Origin of the sequence: Bifidobacterium sp. 2450 (assembly GCF_041900695.1) — a bacterium.
GTDB classification, from domain to species: domain Bacteria; phylum Actinomycetota; class Actinomycetes; order Actinomycetales; family Bifidobacteriaceae; genus Bifidobacterium; species Bifidobacterium longum.
Genome location: NZ_JBHEEA010000005.1, coordinates 172,351 through 195,395 on the forward strand (window position 1 = coordinate 172,351; position 23,045 = coordinate 195,395).

The window sequence follows — 23,045 nt, forward strand, 5'->3', positions numbered from 1 at the left end:
CCCATTCATACAGTCGGCCACTATGGGCATTCCATTCCCGTATTAATGTAGTCGCTGCAGGCAACTTGCCCTATAGACGAATATCCGAAAGGTGCCCATTCGCTGCGGGCGAATCAGGCGAATACGTCGAGTACGCCCGGGTCGCCACCGGCATCGGCGATGCGCTGGTGGCGCTTCTTGGCTTCGGTAACCACGAATTCACGGTACATTTCGGCAATTTCCGGATCAAGCCCGGCATCGATGGCGATGCGGTGGAGGCGTTCGATCTGATAGTCCTCACGCTTGGTGTCTTCGGGCGCGAATCCGGCGCTGGCTTTGAGCACGCCGACCTGCGAGGTGGCCTTGAACCGCTCGGCCAGTAATGCGATGGCCGCCGAATCGATGTTATCGATGGTTTGGCGCAGCGCTTTGATGCGCGCCACCGCTTGTGCGGTTTCCGGGTGGGCCGCCGCCTGGGCGGAGTCGATGGTGGTCCTTTGCCAGTCGCTGCTCGTTTCGCTCATAGATTCGAGGATACTCCCGATTACGGCTTTGCACGATGCGCAAAGTCAGATATCTCAGATGTCATAGTCGCCGTCGGGGATATGGCTGGCATCCGCATCGCCGAACATGGCCGCACCATTGCCCACTCCCAAAACAATCGAACCCATTGATGCCTCTTTCATCTCATATATCGTCAGCGTGCATGTGAACGTTGACGGCAATACTACAACTGCAATGTGATAGTTGATGTATTTGCATCATATACGGCAAGGGCTGCACCCCGTATCAATCGGGGTGCAGCCCTTACACTATTGTTCAGCGGTCTGGTCAGTTGCCGTTGACCGCGTTGCCGGTGTTGGCCTGCTGCACGATGGCGGCGAGGAAGTCGCGGTTGGTGGCGGTCTTCTTGAGGCGCGGCACCAACGTCTGGTAGGCCTGCTCGGGCTCCATGCCGCCCAGCAGTCGACGCAGACGGTAGATAATCGGCAGTTCCTGCGGGTTGGTGATGAGCTCCTCGCGGCGGGTGCCGGAAGCGTTGATGTCGATGGCCGGGAACAGTCGCTTGTCCGCCAGCTCGCGGGACAGGCGCAGTTCCATGTTGCCGGTGCCCTTGAACTCCTCGAAAATCACCTCGTCCATCTTGGAGCCGGTTTCCACCAGTGCAGAGGAGATGATGGTCAGGGAGCCGCCGTTTTCGATGTTGCGGGCCGCGCCGAAGAACTTCTTCGGCGGGTAGAGGGCCTGCGCGTCCACACCACCGGACAGGATGCGGCCGGAGGCGGGGGCGGCGATGTTGTAAGCGCGAGCCAGTCGGGTCATGGAATCGAGCAGTACGACCACGTCCTGGCCGAGCTCCACAAGACGCTTGGCGCGTTCGATGGCCAGTTCGGCGACCGTGGTGTGATCGGAGGCCGGACGGTCGAAGGTGGAGGAGATGACCTCGCCCTGGACCGTGCGCTCCATATCGGTGACCTCTTCGGGGCGCTCGTCCACGAGCACCACCATAAGGTGGACCTCGGGGTTGTTGGCGGCGATGGAGTTGGCGATGTTCTGCAGGGTGATGGTCTTACCGGCCTTCGGCGGGGAGACAATCAGACCACGCTGGCCCTTGCCGATCGGGGAAACGATGTCCATGATACGGCCGGTGAGCTTGTTCGGGGCGGTCTCCTGCTTCAAACGCTCCTGTGGGTACAGCGGCGTGAGCTTGGAGAACTGCGGACGGTTGAGCGCTTCTTCAACGCTTTGGCCGTTGATGGAATCGATGGCCTGCAGCGGCACGAACTTCTGGCGTTGGTTGCGACGATCGCCTTCGCGCGGGGCGCGAATCGAACCATGGACGGCATCGCCCTTGCGCAGGCCGTACTTCTTGACCTGGCCCATGGAAACGTACACGTCGTTCGGGCCGGGCAGGTAGCCGGAAGTGCGCACAAAAGCGTAGGAGTCGAGCACGTCGACGATGCCGGCCACCGGCACCAGATCCTCCTGCGGCTCTTCGCGGCGGCTATCACGGTCATTGCGATCGCTACGATTATCGCGATCATCATAGCGACGATCATCATCGGCGTTGTCGCGATCACGGCCACGCATGCGGCGGTTACGGCGATCGTTGCGATCATTACGGTTATCGCGATCGTTGCGATCGCTACGGTCGCGGCGGTTACGACGCACAAACTCGTGATCGTCGTTCTGCTCGCCGTCTTCGGACGTTTCCTCGTGCTTCTGCGTGGGCAGCGTGGCCAGGATATCGTCGAGGTCACGCACGGTTTCTTCGCTGTTTTCCGCAGTGCGACGGCGGCGGCGAGGCTGCTCGTCCTCATCATCACGGACTCGGCGAATCAGCGGAACTTCCACGTCCTCGTGACGCTCGCGGCGACGCTCGGTAGGCGCTGCATCTCCCAAATCGAGCGTGGCCAGCAGATTGCCGGCCTCATCGGCCTTCTTGCGCGGCTTGCGGCGAGCGAAATCGGACTGGTCGTCATCGCGACGACGGCGGGCCGCACGCGGTTCGGATGCGGCATCATCGGCGGCCCTACGACGGGTGCGTCGCGGTTCGGTCTCGTCCTTCTTGGCATCGTCGGCCACGGGAAGCGGCAAATCGAGCTGCGGTTCCGTGGCAGCCGGAGCTGAGGCCGGGGTCGCAGCGGCCGGAGCCGGGGCCGGCGACTGGGTGGCCACGCCAGCATTGTCTGTGGTGTTGGCCTCAGCGGCATCGGACTGCGGAGCCTTGACGACCTTGGCAGTTTTGGCGGCCTTGGGGGCGCGCACGGTCACACCGGCCGGCGGCTCTCCACCATTGCGCGCCGCCTGCAGGGTGGCGAGCAGCTCGGGCTTGCGCATGGTCGACGTGCCGCGCAGGCCCATCTGCTTAGCGAGCTCTTTGAGCTCAGGCAGCTTCATATCCTCAAGATTCTGGCTATTTGCCACTGGTTGCCCTTTCCATACCGAACAGGCCCATGCCTATCCAGGCGTTAAGAGTGATTATTGCGGTTGCACCGCTCATGAATGTTCGCTGCGTCTCTGAGTCTTCGCGAACTTCGTTTACTGTACAACGCCAACTCGACCAACGCAAAACGGCCAGCCGAAAACCAAAAAAGCTCCCTCTGTGACGAGGGAGCTCAACAAGGTTTATTTACTTTTCTTCGTGGTAGGACTTTTCGGTGTTGACGGACCACACGTTCTTCTTGGACGTCTTGCCGGTCTTGATGTTGCCGACGGCCTCCATGGCGGTGACCATGGAGTGGTCCATGTTGTTGTAGCGGTGCTGGCCGTTACGGCCCACGCAGTACAGGTTGCCGAAGCCGTCGAGGTACTCGATGAGCTCGTCCATGTGCTCATAGGTGTCGAAGTAGGCGGGGTACGCCTTCTTGACGCGCTCACGATGGGAGTCGATGACCTCGTCCGGGCCGTTGATCACACGCATGCGGGTGAGCTCGGAGATCGCGAACTTGGTGACGTCCTCCTCGCTCATGTTCCAGAACGAGTCGCCCTCCTCGCAGAAGTACTCGAGGCCGACCCACACGGTGTCGTCCACGTTCTTGACCAGGTACGGGCTCCAGTTGTTGAAGATCTGCAGACGGCCGACCTTGTAGCCCGGGTCCTGCACGTAGATCCAGCAGTCCGGCACGATCGGCGGATTGCCGAGGGTGGGGATGTTGGTGGTGTTCTTGAGCTTCAGGTGCTTGACCAGCAGGCCCACGGTCACGAAGTCGCGGTACGGCAGGCCGTTGGCCACCTCGGTCATATCGGCCGGGGCGGGCTTGGAATCAGCGGCCTCGGGATCGTCGCCGGCCGCGTCGATGGCGTTGACCAGGTCCTTGACCGGCATCGAGGAGATGAACTGGTCGCCGGAAAGCTCGGTGCGGTTGCCCTCGGAATCCTCGTACACCACGGAAGACACGGCGCCATCGGTCTGGCGGACCTCGACCACCCTGGCGTCGGTCAGCACCTTGACGCCGGCGGCCTCGCAATTGGACTCGACGGTCTCCCACAGCTGGCCGGGACCGTACTTCGGATACCAGAACTCCTCGATCAGCGAGGTCTCGACCTCCGCGTTGGAGCGCTTCCTGGGGCTAAGCTTCTGGAAGGCGTTCTTGAGCACGCCCATGATGGACAGGCCTTTGACGCGCTGGGCGCCCCAGTCGGCGGAAATCTGGGAGGGGTGGCGGCCCCACAGCTTCTCCGTGTAGCCCTCGAAGAACATCGAATACAGCTTGCGGCCGAAACGATTGATGTAGAAGTTCTCCAGGTTGTCTTCCGGCAGCTTGTGGAACATGGACTTCAGGTAGCTGAAGCCGGCCACCATGGTGAGCTTGAAGCCCATGGCCTTCAACGTGTTGGGGCTCAGCGAAATCGGGTAATCGAAGAAGTGGCGGTTCCAGAAGATACGGGACACGCGGTGGCGCTTGAGCATCACCTTGTCCTCCGTCTCCGGATCGGGGCCGCCCGGCTCCATGTCGTGGTCGCGGCCGAGCTTCTTGTCATCATAGGAGGGTGCGCCCTGCAGCGGCAGAACGGTCTTCCACCAATCCATGATACGTTCGTCTTTGGAGAAGAAACGGTGGCCGCCGATATCCATGCGGTTGCCGTTGTGCTTCACGGTGCGCGAGATGCCGCCGAATTCGCGGGTCCCCTCCAGCACGGTCACGTCGTACTTGTCGGCACCGCCGTCCTTGATGAGTTCCCATGCGGCGGTAAGTCCAGCCGGACCGCCGCCGATAATCACTACGGATTGCTTGTCGGTCATTATGCTCCTTATAAACGCAAAATCAGAGACAGTCTACTAGAAGCCCCGGAATCGCACACCGAAAGATGAGCGAATGCTTACAGAATTCTCCCGATATACGACCGATGCGCCGTCTTCCATCAGCAGAAAGGCGCCGCATCCAATCGTGAGGTAGGGGCATTCGGCAACGCTGCGTCACGCACAGCGCGGCGAATCGGTTTGGTCTTGGGCTAATTCGTCAGCGACGAACCTTCCATAGATTCAGCGAGATTCCTGCAAGTGCAAGCAGCATCATAATCCCCGCAATACCAGTAACGGCAACACCGGTACGACTCAACTCGTTTTCCGTACCATTAGCCTGAGTGTTACTGGGCTGATGAGTTCCCACACCATTGTTATTCGGAGTGGTACTCGTTCCTTCGCCAGTGTTAGGTCCTGCGCCCGGCTGCGTTGTGGAATCATCAGTCAGACGCGCATCGTCGCCTAGGGTTTGGTGGCTGGAAGCCAAGCAACTTTTGAGCTCAGTGAGCTTGTACCACGTGGGACCATCGGCAATCGGCGTGCATTCGGAGCGGAAAGAAATTTCCTGCTCGTTGTAGAGCATACGAACGAGCGGCGTGTAGGCACGGCCGGTCTTCGGGTCGTTGCTGGATTTGACGGCAACATCCCACTGCACATTGGCAGCCATCGGAGTCACCGATTCACCACGCCATTCATTGTTGGCGTAGGTGTACACGTCGGTGGTGCTGGCGGCCGCCTGCTGGGTGGAACCGGGAAGGCCAAGCAGCGCGGCGAACGGCATCATCGTTTCGGCGTGGGCAAAGCGGAAAGTAGCAACAGTGGATCCGCCGTTTACGCGCTCATCAATCGACGAGAAGAAATCGTCAAGCAGCGGCTGTGCGATTGTGTAGGTCTCGTCTTGGCCGGCGTAGCTCGGGCCCTTCTCGTAGAAGTCCTCGGCGTCAAGCGCCCAGGCGAACAACTTGGCGTCGTCTGCCTGCTCACCTTGGAAGTACTGGTTGAAGTCGAAGGTATGGCTGCCGGTGTTCTCGTTCTCCATATCAGCGGCGATGATGTACAGGTTGTACAGATCCATCGCGGCATCGTATTCGGAGGCGATCTTCTTCTTGGCTTCGCCGCAGGCGTCGGCGTCCTTGCTGGGGTCGGCTCCCGGCGCGCAGTTGGCATCGCCGCCCCTGGTGCCATCGGCAGTGCTGTACCAAGTGTATGTGCCGTCGGCCAGTTTGGCGAGGAAGTCGTCGGTGAAGATTTGTGAAAGCAAATCGTGAGAGGCTGTTTTCACATCCTCGTTTTCGGCGATGGCTTGCTCAGCGCCTGCGATAATCGCATCGTTTTCCACGAAGTTCTGGTAATCGTCGGCACGCTGTTTGGCCTCGCCGGTTTTCTCGATGCCGTCCGGGTTCTCGGACTTGTGGAAATACAGCGTATTCGGCGTTTTGTCGAAGGCCGCCGCCTCGCCGGTGCCGGCAGGGTCGGCGGGCGTTACGGTGCTGTTCGCCAGCTCATTGTTCGAAGCCGCGTTGAGGCCGCGTGCGAAGCTTTCGCCGGACTCGGTGGCGCGGGCTTCGCCAGAGGACTGATAGGCAATCTTGCCACCGTCCTCGGCTGCGTTGTCGAACAGCGTCTTGTTGCGCTCGTAGGCACGTGCGCCAATGCCCTGATGTTGGTCAGCACCCTGACCGGTGAGCATACCGTAGCCATTCTCCACATTTGCGGCGGTGATGGCTTCAAGATTCTTCATGAATTCGGACTTGATGGCATCAGACTTAAAACCGTTATCCGCTTCGGCGGCTTCGGCCATCTTCATAAGCAATGCGTCGTATTTGTAGCTGGACAGGCCGCGTGAACCGTGGCGAGACATCGACTCGGTGTATACCGTTTCGTAGCCTTCCGGCGCCTGGCTATAGCTGGCAGTGGTCGCTTCGCTAGGGGCCACATATGGCTGCTTGCTGCTGTAATACTGGCCATCGGCCTCCAAAGCCATGGCGTGCGGAACGGTCAGAATGCCACCGGCCAGCAATGTGACGGCAGCAACCACGCCCGCAATGGAGCCCTTAAGGCTCTGCTGCATATGGTGTGTGTTCATGCAGCATTTTCTATCAGCCGCAAGCAAACAAGACACACGATGGCAAGGTTACGAATCTGAACTTTTGCTATGCGTTGTATGAACAATGCGCGACGCCCCGCCGTAAGATGACGGAATGCCGCGCATTGTCAATACAGGCTGTATCAGACGATTGCCTGTCAGTGAATATCGTCGGGAATGTCGATATCGGTTTTCTGGACTTCTTCGACGTTCACATCCTTGAAGGTCACGATGCGCACGGACTTGACGAAACGGCTGGAACGGTAGACATCCCATACCCATGCGTCAGTCAGCTGCACATCGAAATACACGTCCTGACCAGCGGAACGCACGTTGAAATCGACCTTATTCGCCAAGTAGAAGCGACGCTCAGTCTCCACCACATAGGTGAACAGCTTGATGACGTCACGATATTCCCTATACAGCGCGAGTTCGGCGTCGGTTTCGTAATTGTCGAGATCCTCGGCACTCATGCTTGCTTATTCACTCACTTTCCGTATCGCGTTTGCGGCCGCGGCCCAGCGTACGCCACCATGCTTCCTTTGAGGGCTTGCGTTCCGCCTGACCGTACGGCCAGTTGCTTTCCTCTTCGAGACTGTGGCGCGTGTTCTTCTGCGTATCGTCGTGGTGCTCGGCCTGTGGCTCGACTGGCTGTGCGGCCGCCGGCGTCTGGGCCTGGGACTGCACGTCACTCGTCGTGACGGCGGCTGCCTCACCACGCTGTGCCGGCTCGGGTTCCGGCTTGTTCTGCTGGATGGCGATGGAATGCTCACGCGCGGACAGCGCTTCCTTGACACCCGGGTTGTCCTCAATCAAGTGCATACCAAAAGCGTCAAGCGAACGAATCGGATCGTACTCGTCGACCAACGTGTCCATGACGATAAGGTCCTGGTATTTGTTGTTTTCGACATCCCACAACGCGTCGCGCGAGGTGCCGGACGGCACGAAGCCGAGCGACTGGTAGACCGAAATCGAGCGGCTGTTCTTTTCCGGCACGCTCACCCAGATGCGGTGCATGCCCAGGCCGGCCGGTTCGGGCGCAAAGCCGTAAGTCATCACACGCGGCATGGCGTCACGGGAGTAGCCGCGGCCACGGTATTCACGGCCCAAGATGATCTGGATGCGGGCGGACTTGGACCAGCCGTCGATGTCGATAAGGAAAATCATGCCGATGACATTATCGGTGCTGGCCGCATCGAGCTGACCGTCATCATCATGGTCGGCGTCAGTCAATACGGCCCATGCGATGGTGCGGCGGGATTCCGGATCACCCACACCGGATTCGGCGGGTGCCTGACCGGCTTCCCAAGCCTGGGAGCGGCGAACCCACGTGTGTACGATGGCGCGTTCGGTGACCGCATCCTTGCCGGTGATCTTGGATGCGCCATAGAAGGCATCAAGTTCATCCAAACGAGCCAGGTCCTCGACGGTGGCGGGGCGCAGGTGCACCATTTCGCCACGGATTGGCGGAATGACGATGCTCTGTGGCAGATCACGCTTCAGTTGCGCTTCGGTAGCCATGCTCAGCGTCTCGTTGGTTGCGGTCATCGGTATACATCCCCCGGTTCGGCTTGTTTCGGCTCACGGTCCAGTGCCGAACATATCTTACTCGACTGGGTGAACGCTGGAAATGCTCTGAGACGACTTTCTTACAGAATCAATAAAGGCTCCCGCTGGCGGGAGCTGTCCGCGAAGCGGACTGAGGGTGGTCATCCGTACATGGCGACCACCCTCAGTCTCACTCCGTTCGACAGCTCCCGCCAGCGGGAGCCAGTGAATCTAATCAGCCCTTGATCTTGCCCATGACGACCTTGGTGACGGCCTTGGCGTCGGCCTGACCGCGCGTGGCCTTCATCACGGCACCGATGATTACACCCATCGGCTTCATGTTACCGCTCTTGAGCTTCTCGACAACGTCCGGGTTGGCTTCGAACGCCGCGTCGACGGCCGCCTCGATGGCACCGTTGTCTTCGACGATCTTGTAGTCGTGCTTCTTGACGACTTCATCCGGAGTGCCTTCGCCCTTAAGCACGCCTTCGACGGTCTGCTTGGCGAGCTTGTCGTTGAGCTTGCCGGAGGCGATGAACTTCTCGACCTCGGCCACATCGGCCGGGGTGATCGGCAGCTCTTCGAGGGCCACACCCTTGGCGTTGGCTTCGCGGGAAAGCTCGCCCAGCCACCACTTGCGGGCACCGGCAGCCTTGGCACCGGCCTTGACGGTTTCCTCAATCAGGTCGAGGGCGTCGGCGTTGAGGATGTCGCGCATCTGCAGATCACTCAGGCCCCACTCGGACTTGAGGCGGTTGCGGCGCTCGCGCGGCATTTCCGGCATCTGGGCCTTCATCTCCTCGATGTGCTCCTTGGTGATGTGGAGCATGACGAGGTCGGGGTCCGGGAAGTAGCGGTAGTCGTCGGCATCGGACTTCAGACGACCGCCAGCGGTGGTCTGCGTAGCCTCATCCCAGTGGCGGGTCTCCTGCAGAATCTCCTTGCCGTCGTCCAGACGAGCGGCCTGACGGCGAATCTCGTACTGGATGGTCTTCTCGATGCCGCGGAACGAGTTCACATTCTTGGTCTCGGAACGGGTGCCGTACGGAGCGTCCGGGCTCGGGCGCAACGAGACGTTCACGTCAGCGCGCATGTTGCCCTGCTCCATACGAGCGTGGGAGATGTTCAACGCACGCACGATGTCGCGGATGGCGCGCACATAGGCACCGGCGATTTCGGGAGCGCGGTCGCCCGCACCCTCGATCGGCTTGGTGACGATCTCAATCAGCGGCACACCGGCACGGTTGTAGTCGACCAGCGAGTGGTCGGCGCCTTCGATACGGCCGTCGGCGCCACCCACGTGGGTGTTCTTGCCGGCGTCGTCTTCGATGTGGGCGCGCTCGATCGGCACACGGAACACGGTGCCGTCTTCCAGCTCGACGTCCAGGTAGCCATTGCCGTTGGTGGGCTTGTCGTACTGCGAGATCTGGTAGTCACGCGGCATGTCCGGGTAGAAGTAGTTCTTGCGGGCGAACTGGCTCCACTCGGCGATTTCGCAGTGCAGGGCCAGGCCCAGCTTGATCGCGTAGTCGACGGCGGTCTTGTTGATCACCGGCAGGGAGCCCGGCAGGCCAAGGCTCACCGGGGTCAGCTCGGTGTTCGGCTCGCTGCCGAACTCGATGTGGGCCGGGCAGAACAGCTTGGTGTTCGTGGACAGCTCCACGTGGGTTTCCAGACCGAAGACCACATCGTACTTCTTGGTGGCATCGGCGTACTTCATCAGTTTTTCAGCCATGATGTTGTTTCTTTCCTTCCGATGCTCACTTGCCCAGACCGTCAAGCCACGGGGTCTTGAGGTCGTTCCAGATCGGGCCGTTCCAGCTGTCTTCCAGCGCGGCTTCGAGGGCCGCAGCCGGCTTGTACATGACTTCGTCGCGCTGCTGCGGGGCGATGAACTGGAAGCCGACGGGCAGGCCGTCGTCAGACAGGCCGGCCGGGATGGACATGGCAGGCACGCCAGCGAGGTTGGCCGGAATGGTGGCGATGTCGTTCATGTACATGGCCAGCGGGTCGTCCATCTTCTCGCCGAACTTGAAGGCGGTGGACGGGCTGGTGGGGGCCACGAGCACGTCGACCTGTTCGAAGGCCTTCTTGAAGTCTTCGATAATCAGCGTGCGGACCTTCTGAGCCGAGCCGTACCAGGCGTCGTAGTAGCCGGCGGACAGGGCGTAGGTGCCGAGGATGATACGGCGCTTGACCTCGTCGCCGAAGCCGGCCTCACGGGTGTAGGCCATCATGTTGGCGGCGGTCTGCGGCACGCCGGTCGGCGGCATCACGCGCAGGCCGTAGCGCATGCCATCGTAACGGGCCAGGTTGGAGCTGACCTCGGACGGCATGATGATGTAGTAGGCGCCCAGCGAGTAGCCGATGTGCGGAACCGAGACCTCAACGACCTCGGCACCCATCTCCTTGAGCTTGTCAATGGCCTCGTTGAAGCGGGCCTCGACGCCGGGCTGGAAGCCGTCGCCGCCGAGTTCCTTGATGAGGCCGACCTTCATACCCTTCAGATCGCGCTTGGCGCCTTCGCGGGCGGCGGCGACCATCGGGCGCGGGCCTTCGGGGATGGAGGTGGAGTCACGCTTGTCGTGGCCACCGATGATCTTCTGCAGCAGTGCGGAGTCGAGCACGGTGCGGGAGACCGGGCCGATCTGGTCGAGCGAGGAGGCCATGGCGATGGCTCCGAAACGGGAGACGCCGCCGTAGGTGGGTTTGACGCCCACGGTGCCGGTCAGGGCGCCGGGCTGGCGAATCGAGCCACCGGTGTCGGTGCCGAGGGCGATCGGGGCCTCGAATGCGGCGACCGCGGAGGCGGAGCCACCACCGGAACCGCCGGGCACGCGCTCGGTATCCCACGGGTTGTGGGTGGTCTGGTAGGCGGAGTGCTCGGTGGAGGAGCCCTGGGCGAATTCGTCGAGGTTGGTCTTGCCGAGAATCGGCATGCCGGCGGCCTTGAGCTTTTCGATGACGGTGGCGTCGTACGGCGGCACCCAGCCCTCGAGGATCTTGGAGGCGGCGGTGGTCTCAATGCCCTTGGTGACGATCATGTCCTTGATGGCGATCGGCACACCAGCCAGCTCAGGCAGGGCGGCCTTGTCTTCGGCGGACTTGGCGTCGAAGGCGTCGGCCTGCTCGAGAGCCACATCGCCGGAAACCTTCAGGAAGGCCTTGATGGACGGCTCGGCAGCCTCGATCACCTTGAGGTGGGCTTCGACGAGCTCACGAGAGGTGACGTCGCCCTTCTTGATGGCAGCGGCCTGCTCGGCAGCAGACAGTTTGACGAGAGTTGCGGTTTCGTTGCTCATCGATTACTCCTCGCTTCCCAGGATTCGCGGTGCCACGAACATGCCGGCCTCGGTCTTCGGGCCACCGGCGAGCGCCTCTTCCTGCGTGAGCGGGGTTTCGGCGACGTCCGGGCGCAGATAGGCTTCCAGCGGAACCGGGTTGGCGGTCGGCGGCACATCGTCGGAGGCGACTTCCTGGACCTTGTTGATGGAGTCTGCGATGACGTTCAGTTCGCCCTGCAGACGGGTGATTTCCTCATCGGTGAGCGCGATTCGGGCCAGATCGCCCAAATGCACGATTTCTTCGCGTGAAAATGTTGGCATGGCCATAACTATATGAGCCGTATGTGACACGCAGTTGTCGGGAAACCGCATTTTCCTACCCTTTGAGACCATATTCAACAGGGCAGGCACTCGGGCCATTATTTGATATCCGCTTTTTCTGGTGGCGATGAGACCGCCGATCCATGCGGCAGGATTGTCGGCGCATGGCTACACGCCTGATACGGCGTGTTGGGCAATCCATGCGTGCATGGTCACGGCCGCCGCAGCGCCTGCATTAATGGAACGCACAGAACCGAATTGAGAGATGTAGACCACATCGTCGGCCAATGCGAGAGCCTTGTCGCTCAATCCGGGGCCTTCTGCACCGAAGAGCAGCAGGCACCGCTTGGGGAAGGTATAGGTTTCCATCGGCACTGCGCCGGGAATAATGTCGAGGGCGATGACGTGGGCGGCTTGAAGCTCCTTGATGCGCGCATCACAAGCATCGATTTCGGCCAGCAGCTCATGAAGGTGCTTGTTGTCTCCATCCACAGCCACATCATGCGCATGGATGGCGGCGGCACCGGCCTTGGCTCGTTCATAGGCGATTTCACCGGCGATGCGATGATGCCAGCTTTCCACCAGTTCGGCGATGGAGGGGTGGTGTTCGACGTGCTGGTACAGTTCGGTCATCAACGCGCCCTTGCGATTCCACTTATGTGGACCGACAATGTGTACGCGCTTGGCCTGGAAGGCATTAGCGGTGCGGACCATGGAACCGATGTTAAAATCGTGGGTCCAGTTTTCCACCGCAACTTCGAAGTCGTGACGCCCTCGAGCGTCAAGATCGGCCTTAATGGCAGCAACGGTCCAGTAGCGGTAACGGTCCAATACGTTGCGGCGGTCTCCGTCGTTCAACAGCACCGAGTCGAAACGACCGTCATAATTCGAAGAAGTCGGATCATCGGGACGAGGCTCACCGGGATGGGTCTCAGACCACGGCCCAAGGCCGATTTCACGGAATTCCGGTTCACCTGAAGCCTTGGCAGCCAAAGAAATCTGGTTGGGTGCGTGCAATCTTTCTCCTCGATAACGCTATTCACCGGTTCCTCTTAGTCAGCTTCGCTGCTCAGCCCGGCTGACTTTATGCGAGGGAAGTCAAAGGTGGATTTACCGCAGTTCGGATTCGTCGAAGACCTGGATGAAGGGGAGCGTTTGCTCGTCGCCGGTGGAGGGGTTGACCACATTGATGTCTTTGGCACCGCCACCGACCAGCGAGGCGATGGCCACGACCTTGGCACCCAGCTGCTCCACTATGCCAAAGTCGAGGCTCAGCTCATTGCCGTTGCGCAGGGTGACCAGCGAGCTGGTCTGCACGTACGACTTTTCGGACAGCCAAGCATCCAACAGCACCACACGGCGGCCTTCGATGGAGGGGCCCTTGATGGACGGGTAGACGAAGTCCATCACGAATCCATCTAGGTCCTCGCCACGAGAGGCGGCGGCCTGGATCATGGCAGACACCATGGGCACAGATGCTGCGGTCAAGGCACCAACAGCATCGAAGTCATCAACCGAATAGCCCGCATCTTCCAAAGCGTCAATCAGTACATGGCCCATGACAGTGGCGGCACGGTGGTCGAAAGTCACCGCGGCAAGTTCGGAGAACGGACGGCCCACCACATGCTCCTTCAGCAAGGTGGCTAGCTGTTCACGCGGCTCCAGCATGGCAAAGTCATTATGGCTCTTCGCGACGGCAAGGCCCGGGGTACCAGTGGGGCGGAATCCAGATTCAGTCATGACTCCAGACTATCGCCTGAGGCAGTCAGATGAGTATCACCTTCATCGGCCGGCACCACTTCAGGGGCGGACAGTTCGCTCACATTGCCTTTATCTGATTCGATGATCGGTACTTCCTCGATGATCTCGGTCGGTTCGATTTTTTGCAGCTTGCGAGCGGTGGGTAACACACGGCGTTCCAAGCTGGACGCGAACTTGTTGTAGGCGCTGACCGTCTTAGTAATCTGGGTGCCCAATTTGATGGCATAATCACCCAACGTGGAGAACCGTTCGTACAGTTCTCGGGACAAATCGAACAGCTGCTTGGCGTCATCGGTGAGCGACTGCTGCTGCCAGGCATAGGCCACGGATTTCAGCACGGCCCACAGCGTGACCGGCGAGGTGAGCGCCACTTTGCGAGAGAACGCATCATCCATCAGTGTGGGATCGGCTTCGAGCGCGGCCTGCAGTAGTGCCTCATTGGGGATGAAGGCCACCACAAAATCAGGTGCTACATCAAAGGCATTCCAATAGGCCTTTTCGCCGAGAGCACGTACATGCTCGCGCAACGCCTTGGCATGGGACCGCAGCAAATCATCGCGGCGGGCAATATCCTCGGGGCTGGCAGTGTCCGGGATTTCGCAGGCACGCTGGTAATCGGCATAAGGCACTTTGGCATCAATCGGAATGGTCTTGCCTCCCGGCAGATGCACGATCATATCTGGGCGCAACGTACGTCCATCGGCATCCGTGACCACCACCTGGGTATCGAAATCGACATGTTCCAGCAATCCGGCGGACTCGACAATGTTCTTGAGCTGGGCCTCGCCCCACGCGCCACGCACCTTGTTGTTGCGCAATGCGGCGGACAGGGAACTGGTTTCCTTGTCCAAACGGGCCTGCTGATCGTTGAGCCCCTTGAGTTGGGCTCCCAATGCGCCCATTTCCCTCTTGCGGCCCTCTTCGATCTGCGTGACCTTGTTCTGCAAGGTATCAAGATTCTTGGCCACTGGCGCAAGCGCCTCGAGCACCTTGCTCTGTTCTTTCAAACGTGCTTCCTGTTCAGCACGCTTGGCCTCGGCGGCCTGAGCATCCGCCTGACGCTTCCGTTCTGCCTCCGCAGCTGCACGCTCACGTTCCTGCTGAATGCGAATCTGCTCAGCCTGCTGCGCCTGGGCAAGTTGTGACTTGGCGAAAGCCAATTGCTGGTTCACGCCTTCAATCTGAGCCTGTGCGGCAGCATTGCGAGCGCTAAGCTCAGCATTCTCGAATCGCGCATTCTCCAGCGAGGTCTTGGCCTCCTCCAGCTCCTCGCTTTTGATGCCTCGAGCCATCTCCTGACCCTTATGACGCCCCAGCACGAAGCCGGCGACGAGGCCAAGCCCCGCACCAACCACTAGCACGACGATGACGATAATCACGGTTCCTATTTGCTCAAACATGGTACCCAGTATGTCATCGATGGTGAATGACGGTAAAACTCGTCACGATTTGACGAGACGCGCAATGGCCGCGGAAGCCTCCGCAAGTTTTTCATCGGCCACCTCGCCGCCCTGGACCGACGCCTGCCGCACGCAATGGTTGAGATGATCGTCCAGCAGCAATAACGCCACGGATTTCAGCGCCGAGTTCGACGCCGAGATCTGTGTCAGAATATCGATGCAGTATTTGTCATCCTCCACCATCTGTGTGATGGCGCGCACCTGCCCTTCGATACGGCGTAATCGTGCGATGACCTTGGCCTTGTCTTCGTCATAACCATGCATCGCAAACCCCCTGATACTTATCCGTCAGCTGAACACACCCCATTATATACCCTCTAGGGGTATAGAGTATACACTGTTGTCCAGTACATTAGGAGTGGGAAGGAACAGTTATGGAGTTCAGCATCTTCTCGACCGTCGCGGCGCTGATAGTGGCGGCCGCATTGACATGGCTGGTCCTGCGGTTCTTCTTCGGAACGCAGAAGGCAACGGCCGGGGCCATGGACGTTTCCGGCGAACGCCAATCCGCGACGATCACCGTCAAGGGCGGGTACTCCCCCGCCGTGGTGAGCATGCGTGCGGGTACGCCGATCACACTGACCTTCGACCGGCAGGAGACCGGCGAATGCACCTCGCATGTGGTGTTTGCTGATCTGGGACTTGACGCCATGCTGCCGGGCAACGCCACCTCCGACGTGAAACTGCCGGCGTTGCCGGCGGGCGGGTATCCGTTTGCGTGCGGCATGAATATGGTGCATGGGTTGTTGAGGGTTGAGGGAGAGGACGGCTCGGATGAGAACACGCCCCTTCCTCATCCTGATGCTTCGTATACGGCACCTGCCGCCGTGGATGCGGCGGAGGGGGAGCGCCGGGAGGCGGCTGAACGCGCCAATGAGATCAGGGCGCTGACGAAGCTGGTGATTGTGGGCGCGGTACTGACGTTGCCGGTATTCGCCGTCGCCATGCTGCATATGGCCAATCCCGCGCTGGTGCCGCATTGGATGGTGAACCCGTGGTTGCAGGCCATCCTGATCACGCCGGTGATGTTCTACTGCGGGCGTCCGATTCATACGGTCGGCTTCCCCGCGTTGGCGCATCGCTCCCCCGACATGAACTCGCTGGTCTCACTGGGCACTTCGGCTGCCTACCTGTATTCGCTGGTGACCTGCATCGCCCCGTGGGTGTTCCCGGAAGGCTCGCGCGAACCGTATTTCGAATCGGTTGGCGTGGTCATCACCTTGGTGCTGGTCGGCCGCCTGCTGGAGACCAAGGCCCGCGAAGGCACCGGCAAGGCGGTGCAGTCGCTTATCAAACTGCGCCCGCGCACCGCGCATAAACTCAACGGGACTTCCGCGGACAATGCAGACCATATCGAATGGCGCAATCCGGCGAACTTCACCGACACCGACATCGACGCCATCGTCACCGGCGACCTGCTGATCGTCAAGAACGGCGAGCGCGTGCCCACGGACGGCGTGATCGTGGCCGGCGAGGCGCGTATCGACGAATCGATGATCACCGGCGAATCCAAGCCGGTTTCCAAAACCGCAGGCGACCCGGTGACCGGGGCCACCGTGCTGCTCAAGGGCGACTGCGTGATGCGCGCCACCCAGGTCGGCGCGGACACGGTACTCTCGCAGATCGCGGCGATGGTGGCCCGCGCCCAGGCGACCAAGGCGCCGGTGCAGCAACTGGCCGATAAGATCGCCCGGTATTTCGTGCCGGCGGTGATGATCATCGCCATCTGGACGTTCGCCATCTGGGTGTCACTGGGCCCGGCGCCGCAACTGGCGCACGCGCTGGTCACCGCGGTCAGCGTGCTGATCATCGCCTGCCCGTGCGCGCTGGGACTGGCCACGCCGCTGTCGGTGACGGTCTCGCTGGGCTTGGGCGCCACCAACGGCGTGCTGGTCACCAGTGCCAAGGCGCTGGAACAGGCGCGTCGCATCGGCACCGTGGTGTTCGACAAGACCGGCACCATCACGCGCGGCGTGGTGGACGCGGCCGCCGACTGGGACAAGCCGAGCTACGAGCAGGACACAGTCAAGGAAGGCTCGCGTGAGGCCATCGCGGCGTTGCGCGCACGCGGCATCCGCACGGTGATGCTGTCGGGCGACAAGGCCGAGGTCGCCGGGCGCATCGCCCGCGAAGTCGGCATCGATACGGTGATCTGCGAGGTCAAGCCGGACGGCAAGGCCTGCTGGATCGCCAAACTGCAGCGCGAACGCGACGAGGCCGCCGCCAAGTCCGCGTACGGCACCTCCCGCACGGCCGCGCAATCCCGCACTCTGATTGCGATGGTGGGCGACGGCATCAACGACGCCCCCGCGCTGGCCCAGGCGGATCTCGGCATCGCCATCGGCACCGGCACGGACGTGGCGATGCAGTCGGCGGACGTGACCTTGATGAGCGGCGACTTGCGCGGCGTCATCAAGACCATCAACCTGTCCAATGCCACGATGCGCAACATCCGCGAGAATCTGGGCTGGGCGTTCGGCTACAACGTCATCGGCATTCCGGTGGCCGCCGGCGTGCTCTACCCGTTCACCGGCTGGCTGTTGAGCCCGATGATCGCGGGTCTGGCGATGGCGTTGAGCTCAGTGTGCCTGGTGCTGAACGCGAACCGGCTGCATGGCACGAACATCAACGTGGGTGCTGCCGATAGCACCGCTGGCTCGGGCCGCAGCACGGCGGATGTCGAATCAGCCGGATCGGCCGAATCAGCCAACGCCGCCAACATCACCGGCTCCGCCACATCCAACGCGCCTCACGAGCCGACCGTCATCATCGACGACCGCACCACGCTGAATCAAACCAATCACGTATCTGACCAATCCAATAATCCAACCAACAAGGAGAACACTATGGATATGGGAATGCACATGCACCACGCCACCCCGGCCGACGGCGAAACCGCCATCGACCCGGTGTGCGGCATGACCGTGGCGGTGAACGCCGATGCGATCACGCGCGAGTATGAGGGCAAGTCCTACTACTTCTGCGGCGAACACTGCGCCACGAACTTCATGAAGGCCCCGCAGGTGTTCCTGGAGCAGTAGTCTCTGCGTTTACCTGATTCAACGACAATGGCCTCCGCCCAAAACGAGCGGAGGCCATTTGCATATATGAATCAATCAACGAATCAGCTGGCGAAGAAGAACACGAACAGCCAAGCGCCGATAATGGCGCCGACGATCGGGGCCACGACCGGGATCCAGGCCTCGCCCCAGCGGGAGGAGCCCTTGTGCGGAATCGGCAGGATGGCGTGCAGCAGACGCGGCATGAGGTCGCGGGCCGGGTTCAGGCCAGGGCCGGTCGGGCCACCCATGGAGGTCACGAGGCCCCACACAATGAAGCCGACGACGATGGAGGCGGCGGCGTAATCCTGCTTGCCCCAAGCCAGGGACAGGCAGCACAGGGCGCCGAAGACGAGCACCAGGGTGCCGAACATCTCGTTGAGGAAGTAGTTGACCTTCTGGTTGTCCGCGTCGGTGGTGCAGAAGGTGCCGAGGATGGCGTCGGCGTCCTCGGTCTCCTTGTAGTGCGGGTAGTAGGTCAGGTAGACGATGAACTGGCCGAGCAGGGCGCCGAGCAGCTGGGCGACGATGTACGGCAGCACATCGCTCCACGGGAACAGGCCGTTGACGGCCTAGGCGATGGTCATGGCCGGGTTGATGTGCGCGCCGGAGACGCTACCGAACATAAGCACCGGGAACATGACGCCGAAGCCGTAGCCCATGGCGATGTTCAGCCAGCCGGCGTGGTGACCCTTGGTGTTCTTGAGCTCGACGTTGGCCACGGAGCCGTTGCCGAAGATCATCAGAATGGCGGTGCCGAAGAACTCGGCGGCCAGCTTGGTAAAGAGAGAGTATTCCACTGCTTCTTCTTTTCTCTTCGCCGCGCAACAGGCATGGCTGACTGTTCACGGCATTCTGTGTGATTGGAAATCCGTTCGCGGAGCCGGCGACGCGATTTACGCTGGGCGCGAAAGCAAACGTGGCGATTGTACACTTTGCCCCACGACGAAATGCCGGCAGGACGCGATGTCGAATGTCCAGCCGAATGCAATGCCCAAAAAGCCACCGGAATCAGCCGAAGCGACCTTGAATCTCAGTGGTTGCGAATGACGTTGCGCAGGGGTAGGACGCTGGTGGGCGAGACGGACAGTTCGTCGATTCCTAGGCGCAGGAACGTATCGGTCAGGCTCAGGTCTGCGCCAAGCTCGCCGCAGATGCCGCACCAGATGCCATGACGATGGGCAGCCTCGATAGTCATCTGGATCATGCGCAGCACAGCTGGTGAATGCGGGTCGGCAAAGCGTTCGAGACTCGGGTTCTGACGGTCACAGGCCAGCGTGTACTGGGTCAGGTCGTTGGTGCCGATGGAGAAGAAATCGACTTCGGCGGCCAGCTCGTCGGCCATAATGACCGACGCAGGCGTCTCGATCATGACGCCGATCTGGATACTCTCGTTGAAGTCGGTGTGCTCGCCGCGCAGCTCGCTTTTGGCTTCTTCAAGAATCCGCTTGGCGTCGCGCACCTCCTGCACCGAGGTGATCATGGGCAGCATAATGGCGATGTTGCCGTATGCTGAGGCGCGCAATAATGCGCGTAACTGGACTTTGAAAATCTCCGGGCGGGTCAGGCAGATGCGGATTGCCCGGTAACCAAGCGCGGGGTTATCCTCGTGGTCCAGACTGAAGTAGTCGACCTGTTTGTCCGCGCCGATGTCGAGTGTGCGGATGATGACCGGACGGCCGCCCATCTCCTGTGCGACTTGTCTGTATGCATCGAACTGAAATTCCTCAGTCGGCCAGTCCTCGCGTTCCAGATACAGGAACTCACTGCGGAACAAGCCGATGCCCTCAGCATCGTTGGCCAGCATGGCGGCTACGTCAGAGGGACGGCTGATGTTGGCGTACAGGTGGACCCGCTGACCGGACTTGGTTTCGGTGGGCTTGCCTTTGAGCTTCCGCAGTAGGCTCAGGTGTTCCTCAGCTTCGGCCTTCCTGCGCTGGCACTCGGTCAGCGTGGCCTCGTCCGGGTCAACGAACACCGCACCGCTGGCGCCGTCGATTACGGCAACGTGACCGTCATCAGTCGGGTCGAAGGCGTCGCCGATACCGGTGATGGCGGGCAGGCCCATCGTGCGCGCCAGAATCGCGGTGTGCGAGTTCGCTGAGCCCTTGGCGGTCACGAGGCCCAAAACCTTAGCACGGTCGAACTGCGCGGTCTCGCTGGGAGCAAGATCTTGGGCGAAGATGATGTGGCTTTCGCCGTTCTGTGCAATCCCGTTCTGTGCAATCCCGTTCTGCACAGTACCGTTCTGCACAGCATCGCCTTGTACACTGCCATCCTGCGCCGTGCTATCGCGTTTGCCTTGCAGCACGTTCATCACGCGGCGAGAAACATCCTTGACATCAGCGGCTCGAGCCTGCATGGTCGAGCTATCCATCGCAGCGAACATGGCGGCGAACTGTTCGGCGGCGCCCTTCACCGCGAATTCGGCGTTCGCCTTGTCTTGCGCAATCAAACCTTCGACACATTCCGCATAGTCAGGGTCCTGGAGCATAAGCCAATGGGCGTTGAACAGTTCGGCCTTGTTTTCGCCGAACTCGGCGGTGACGTTGTCACGCAGTTGCTTGAGCTGAGCGACGACCATGTCACGGGCCGCGCGGAATCGATCCATCTCAGCCTGCGGATCGTCGATTACGCGGCGTTCTACAGCATGATCTACGGCGGCGAGCACGCGGACCGTGCCGATAGCAATGCCAGCGGATACGCCGACGCCCTGTATCGTTCTCATTACAGGTGCTCCTTGAGGAATCGCTCGAACTCTGCGGCAGCGACAGCTTCATCGTTGCCCTGCACCCGAACCGTAACCTCGTCACCTTGTTGAACATCAAGTCCCATAACACCGAAGATACGCTTGGCATCCACGGATTTTCCACCGTAGGCAACGGTGATGCTCGATTCATATTCCCGCGCTTTGGCAACCAACCGGCCAGCTGGGCGGGCGTGCATGCCTTCGGGGTCGGATACGGTGAACGTGAATTCCTGAGACATGACGCCGCTCCTTACACGTCCGGCCGTCACGCGCGAAGACGGCCTTTCCGCACCAGCTACGGACCGATGCTGGAAAAAACAAAAACCGGAATCTTTCGATTCCGGTTGTCTGTGCCCCCGCAGGGATTCGAACCCTGGACACGCTGATTAAGAGTCAGCTGCTCTAACCAACTGAGCTACAGGGGCTGGTTAGATGTTGAAGTGTTCCTTGCAACAGGTGATAAATATACTCAGATTTGAAGCGAATGCAACTCTCGGCGTGTCGCGCCTATTTCCGGCGTTTTTGCTAATACAAAAATCCCCCATGCGGCGCGAACCGCACAGGGGTTGATGCTTAAGCTCAGACTCTTGGTCTGTGTGATTCCAGCACTAGGCCGGAATGACTCACTCGGCCACGACCTTCACGAAGAAGGAAGCGGTGATCTCCGGATGGAGGGCCACCTTGGCGGGGAAATCGCCGGTGGTCTTGATGGTCTCGACCTCGATGGCCTTCGGGTTCACCGCGGCCTTGTCGGACAGAGCGATGGCGATGGCCTCGTTGGAGATACCACCGAACAGCTTGCCGGACTCGGACACCTTGGCGGCGATCTCGACGGTAGTGCCCTCGATGGCGGCCTTAGCGGCGACGGCGTCCTCGCGGGTAGCGACGGCCTTGGCCAGACGAGCGCGCTTCATAGCGGTGATCTGAGCCTCAGCACCCTTGGTCCACGCGAAAGCGAGGCCCTGCGGGAACAGGTAGTTGCGGGCGTAGCCGGACTTCACGTCGACAACGTCACCGGAGTGGCCCAGGTTGGCCACGGTCTTGGTGAGAATAACCTTGTTTTCAGCCATTGTTCAAAGCCTCCCTAACTCAGCGACCCGAGGTGGCGTACGGCAGCAGGGCCATCTCGCGGGCGTTCTTGATCGCCTTGGACAGCTCACGCTGCTCCTGCACGGTCACGCCGGTGATACGACGGGAACGGATCTTGCCGCGATCGGAAATGAACTTACGCAGCAGCGCAACGTCCTTGTAATCGATCTCGGTGACCTTGGCGGCCTTCAGCGGGTTCGGCTTCTTCTTGAACGGCTTGACCGGCGGTTGCGGCCTCTTACGTGACATGATGTTCTCCTTATAAATCTTGATATTGATTGCTGCTGGCAGCGGGGAGGTAAGTACTGATCAGAACTCCGGGTCGGAATCGCCGCCGCCGAAATCGGAGGAAGCGCCGAACGTGGAGAAGCTACCGGCATCAGATGCACCGGCATTACTCCACGGGTCGACCGCAGGAGCGGACGGGTTGGCGGGAGCGGCAGACTGCTGGGAGTATCCAGCGCCACCACCCTGATAGCCACCGTTGTAACCGCCCTGGTTGCCATAGCCCTGATTGGGCTGCTGACCGCCCTGGAAACCACCGGAACGACCTTGGAAGCCGCCCTGACCGGACGACTGGCGAGTCACCTGTGCGGTGGCGTAGCGCAGGGAGGGCCCGATTTCATCGAGCTGCATCTCCACGACGGTTCGCTGGGAACCATCCTGTGCCTGATAGGAACGCTGCTGGAGGCGACCGGTGGCAATCACGCGCATGCCCTTCTTCAGGGACTGGGCGCAGTGGTCGGCCAGATCACGCCAAGCGGAGCACCTCATGAACAGCGCCTGACCATCCTCGAACTGGTTGGTCTGACGATTCCAGGTTCGCGGGGTGGAAGCAATCGTGAAGCTCGCCACGGTCGCGCCGCTGCCAATAGTGCGCAGCTCGGGGTCCGCAGTGAGGTTGCCCACGATGGTGATGACGGTTTCGCCTGCCATAACGGTCCTTCTTACTTACCTTGAAT

The 23,045-nt window shown here is 60.7% G+C and carries 19 protein-coding genes, 1 tRNA gene and 1 pseudogene; 1 reads left to right on the forward strand and 20 read right to left on the reverse strand.

Annotated elements, in window-relative coordinates:
- Positions 1-113 precede the first annotated feature (113 nt).
- From ACEUKI_RS04100 to ACEUKI_RS04160, 13 genes are all read right to left on the reverse strand, one after another.
- Positions 114-503, reverse strand: a complete 390-nt coding sequence (locus ACEUKI_RS04100; RefSeq protein WP_080785466.1) for a chorismate mutase — start codon at positions 501-503, stop codon at positions 114-116.
- Positions 504-810: 307 nt separating this feature from the next.
- Positions 811-2,907 (reverse strand): transcription termination factor Rho, encoded by a 2,097-nt coding sequence (gene rho / locus ACEUKI_RS04105; RefSeq protein ID WP_080785467.1) that lies wholly within the window; start codon positions 2,905-2,907, stop codon positions 811-813.
- 205 nt (positions 2,908-3,112) lie between these two features.
- Positions 3,113-4,726 (reverse strand): NAD(P)/FAD-dependent oxidoreductase, encoded by a 1,614-nt coding sequence (locus tag ACEUKI_RS04110; protein WP_080785468.1) that lies wholly within the window; start codon positions 4,724-4,726, stop codon positions 3,113-3,115.
- A gap of 217 nt (positions 4,727-4,943) precedes the next feature.
- Positions 4,944-6,797, reverse strand: a complete 1,854-nt coding sequence (locus ACEUKI_RS04115; RefSeq protein WP_179133522.1) for a histidine-type phosphatase — start codon at positions 6,795-6,797, stop codon at positions 4,944-4,946.
- Positions 6,798-6,970: 173 nt separating this feature from the next.
- Positions 6,971-7,285: a DUF2469 domain-containing protein gene (locus tag ACEUKI_RS04120; RefSeq protein ID WP_003828150.1), complete on the reverse strand. Its 315-nt coding sequence runs from the start codon at positions 7,283-7,285 to the stop codon at positions 6,971-6,973.
- A gap of 10 nt (positions 7,286-7,295) precedes the next feature.
- The gene (locus tag ACEUKI_RS04125) at positions 7,296-8,360 is read right to left on the reverse strand and encodes a GNAT family N-acetyltransferase (RefSeq protein ID WP_032683259.1); all 1,065 of its coding nucleotides are present in this window, start codon (positions 8,358-8,360) and stop codon (positions 7,296-7,298) included.
- Positions 8,361-8,595: 235 nt separating this feature from the next.
- Positions 8,596-10,095: an Asp-tRNA(Asn)/Glu-tRNA(Gln) amidotransferase subunit GatB gene (gatB, locus tag ACEUKI_RS04130; RefSeq protein WP_080785469.1), complete on the reverse strand. Its 1,500-nt coding sequence runs from the start codon at positions 10,093-10,095 to the stop codon at positions 8,596-8,598.
- 25 nt (positions 10,096-10,120) lie between these two features.
- Positions 10,121-11,662 (reverse strand): Asp-tRNA(Asn)/Glu-tRNA(Gln) amidotransferase subunit GatA, encoded by a 1,542-nt coding sequence (gatA, locus tag ACEUKI_RS04135; RefSeq protein ID WP_080785470.1) that lies wholly within the window; start codon positions 11,660-11,662, stop codon positions 10,121-10,123.
- Positions 11,663-11,665: 3 nt separating this feature from the next.
- Positions 11,666-11,965 carry an Asp-tRNA(Asn)/Glu-tRNA(Gln) amidotransferase subunit GatC gene (gene gatC / locus ACEUKI_RS04140; RefSeq protein ID WP_011068473.1) on the reverse strand — a complete coding sequence of 100 codons (300 nt, stop codon included), beginning with the start codon at positions 11,963-11,965 and terminating at the stop codon, positions 11,666-11,668.
- Positions 11,966-12,133: 168 nt separating this feature from the next.
- Positions 12,134-12,982, reverse strand: coding sequence for a TrmH family RNA methyltransferase (locus ACEUKI_RS04145; protein ID WP_144169682.1), 849 nt, complete (start codon positions 12,980-12,982; stop codon positions 12,134-12,136).
- 93 nt (positions 12,983-13,075) lie between these two features.
- Positions 13,076-13,705 (reverse strand): orotate phosphoribosyltransferase, encoded by a 630-nt coding sequence (locus tag ACEUKI_RS04150; RefSeq protein WP_179133511.1) that lies wholly within the window; start codon positions 13,703-13,705, stop codon positions 13,076-13,078.
- On the reverse strand, positions 13,702-15,126 hold the full coding sequence (gene rmuC, locus ACEUKI_RS04155; protein ID WP_179133512.1) for a DNA recombination protein RmuC: 1,425 nt from the start codon (positions 15,124-15,126) through the stop codon (positions 13,702-13,704). Before rmuC ends, ACEUKI_RS04150 begins: the two co-directional genes overlap by 4 nt.
- A 42-nt stretch (positions 15,127-15,168) precedes the next feature.
- Positions 15,169-15,450, reverse strand: a complete 282-nt coding sequence (locus tag ACEUKI_RS04160; RefSeq protein WP_012576694.1) for a metal-sensitive transcriptional regulator — start codon at positions 15,448-15,450, stop codon at positions 15,169-15,171.
- A 110-nt stretch (positions 15,451-15,560) separates the two neighbouring features.
- On the opposite strand from ACEUKI_RS04160, the gene ACEUKI_RS04165 reads away from it, so the two are divergent.
- Complete coding sequence (locus ACEUKI_RS04165; protein WP_144169681.1) at positions 15,561-18,227, forward strand: HAD-IC family P-type ATPase; 2,667 nt, start codon at positions 15,561-15,563, stop codon at positions 18,225-18,227.
- Positions 18,228-18,310: 83 nt separating this feature from the next.
- Here ACEUKI_RS04165 and ACEUKI_RS04170 read toward each other — a convergent pair.
- From ACEUKI_RS04170 to ACEUKI_RS04200, 7 genes and pseudogenes are all read right to left on the reverse strand, one after another.
- Positions 18,311-19,045: pseudogene (locus tag ACEUKI_RS04170) on the reverse strand (MIP/aquaporin family protein).
- 233 nt (positions 19,046-19,278) lie between these two features.
- Complete coding sequence (gene ptsP, locus ACEUKI_RS04175; RefSeq protein WP_080785474.1) at positions 19,279-20,973, reverse strand: phosphoenolpyruvate--protein phosphotransferase; 1,695 nt, start codon at positions 20,971-20,973, stop codon at positions 19,279-19,281.
- Positions 20,973-21,233, reverse strand: a complete 261-nt coding sequence (locus ACEUKI_RS04180; protein WP_021649259.1) for an HPr family phosphocarrier protein — start codon at positions 21,231-21,233, stop codon at positions 20,973-20,975. Before ACEUKI_RS04180 ends, ptsP begins: the two co-directional genes overlap by 1 nt.
- 112 nt (positions 21,234-21,345) lie before the next feature.
- Positions 21,346-21,419 (reverse strand) — tRNA-Lys (locus ACEUKI_RS04185).
- Between the two features lie 198 nt (positions 21,420-21,617).
- Positions 21,618-22,064, reverse strand: a complete 447-nt coding sequence (gene rplI, locus ACEUKI_RS04190; protein WP_374156527.1) for a 50S ribosomal protein L9 — start codon at positions 22,062-22,064, stop codon at positions 21,618-21,620.
- Positions 22,065-22,083: 19 nt separating this feature from the next.
- Positions 22,084-22,332, reverse strand: a complete 249-nt coding sequence (gene rpsR / locus ACEUKI_RS04195; protein ID WP_007051545.1) for a 30S ribosomal protein S18 — start codon at positions 22,330-22,332, stop codon at positions 22,084-22,086.
- Positions 22,333-22,392: 60 nt separating this feature from the next.
- On the reverse strand, positions 22,393-23,019 hold the full coding sequence (locus ACEUKI_RS04200) for a single-stranded DNA-binding protein (protein WP_021649261.1): 627 nt from the start codon (positions 23,017-23,019) through the stop codon (positions 22,393-22,395).
- Positions 23,020-23,045 lie beyond the last annotated feature (26 nt).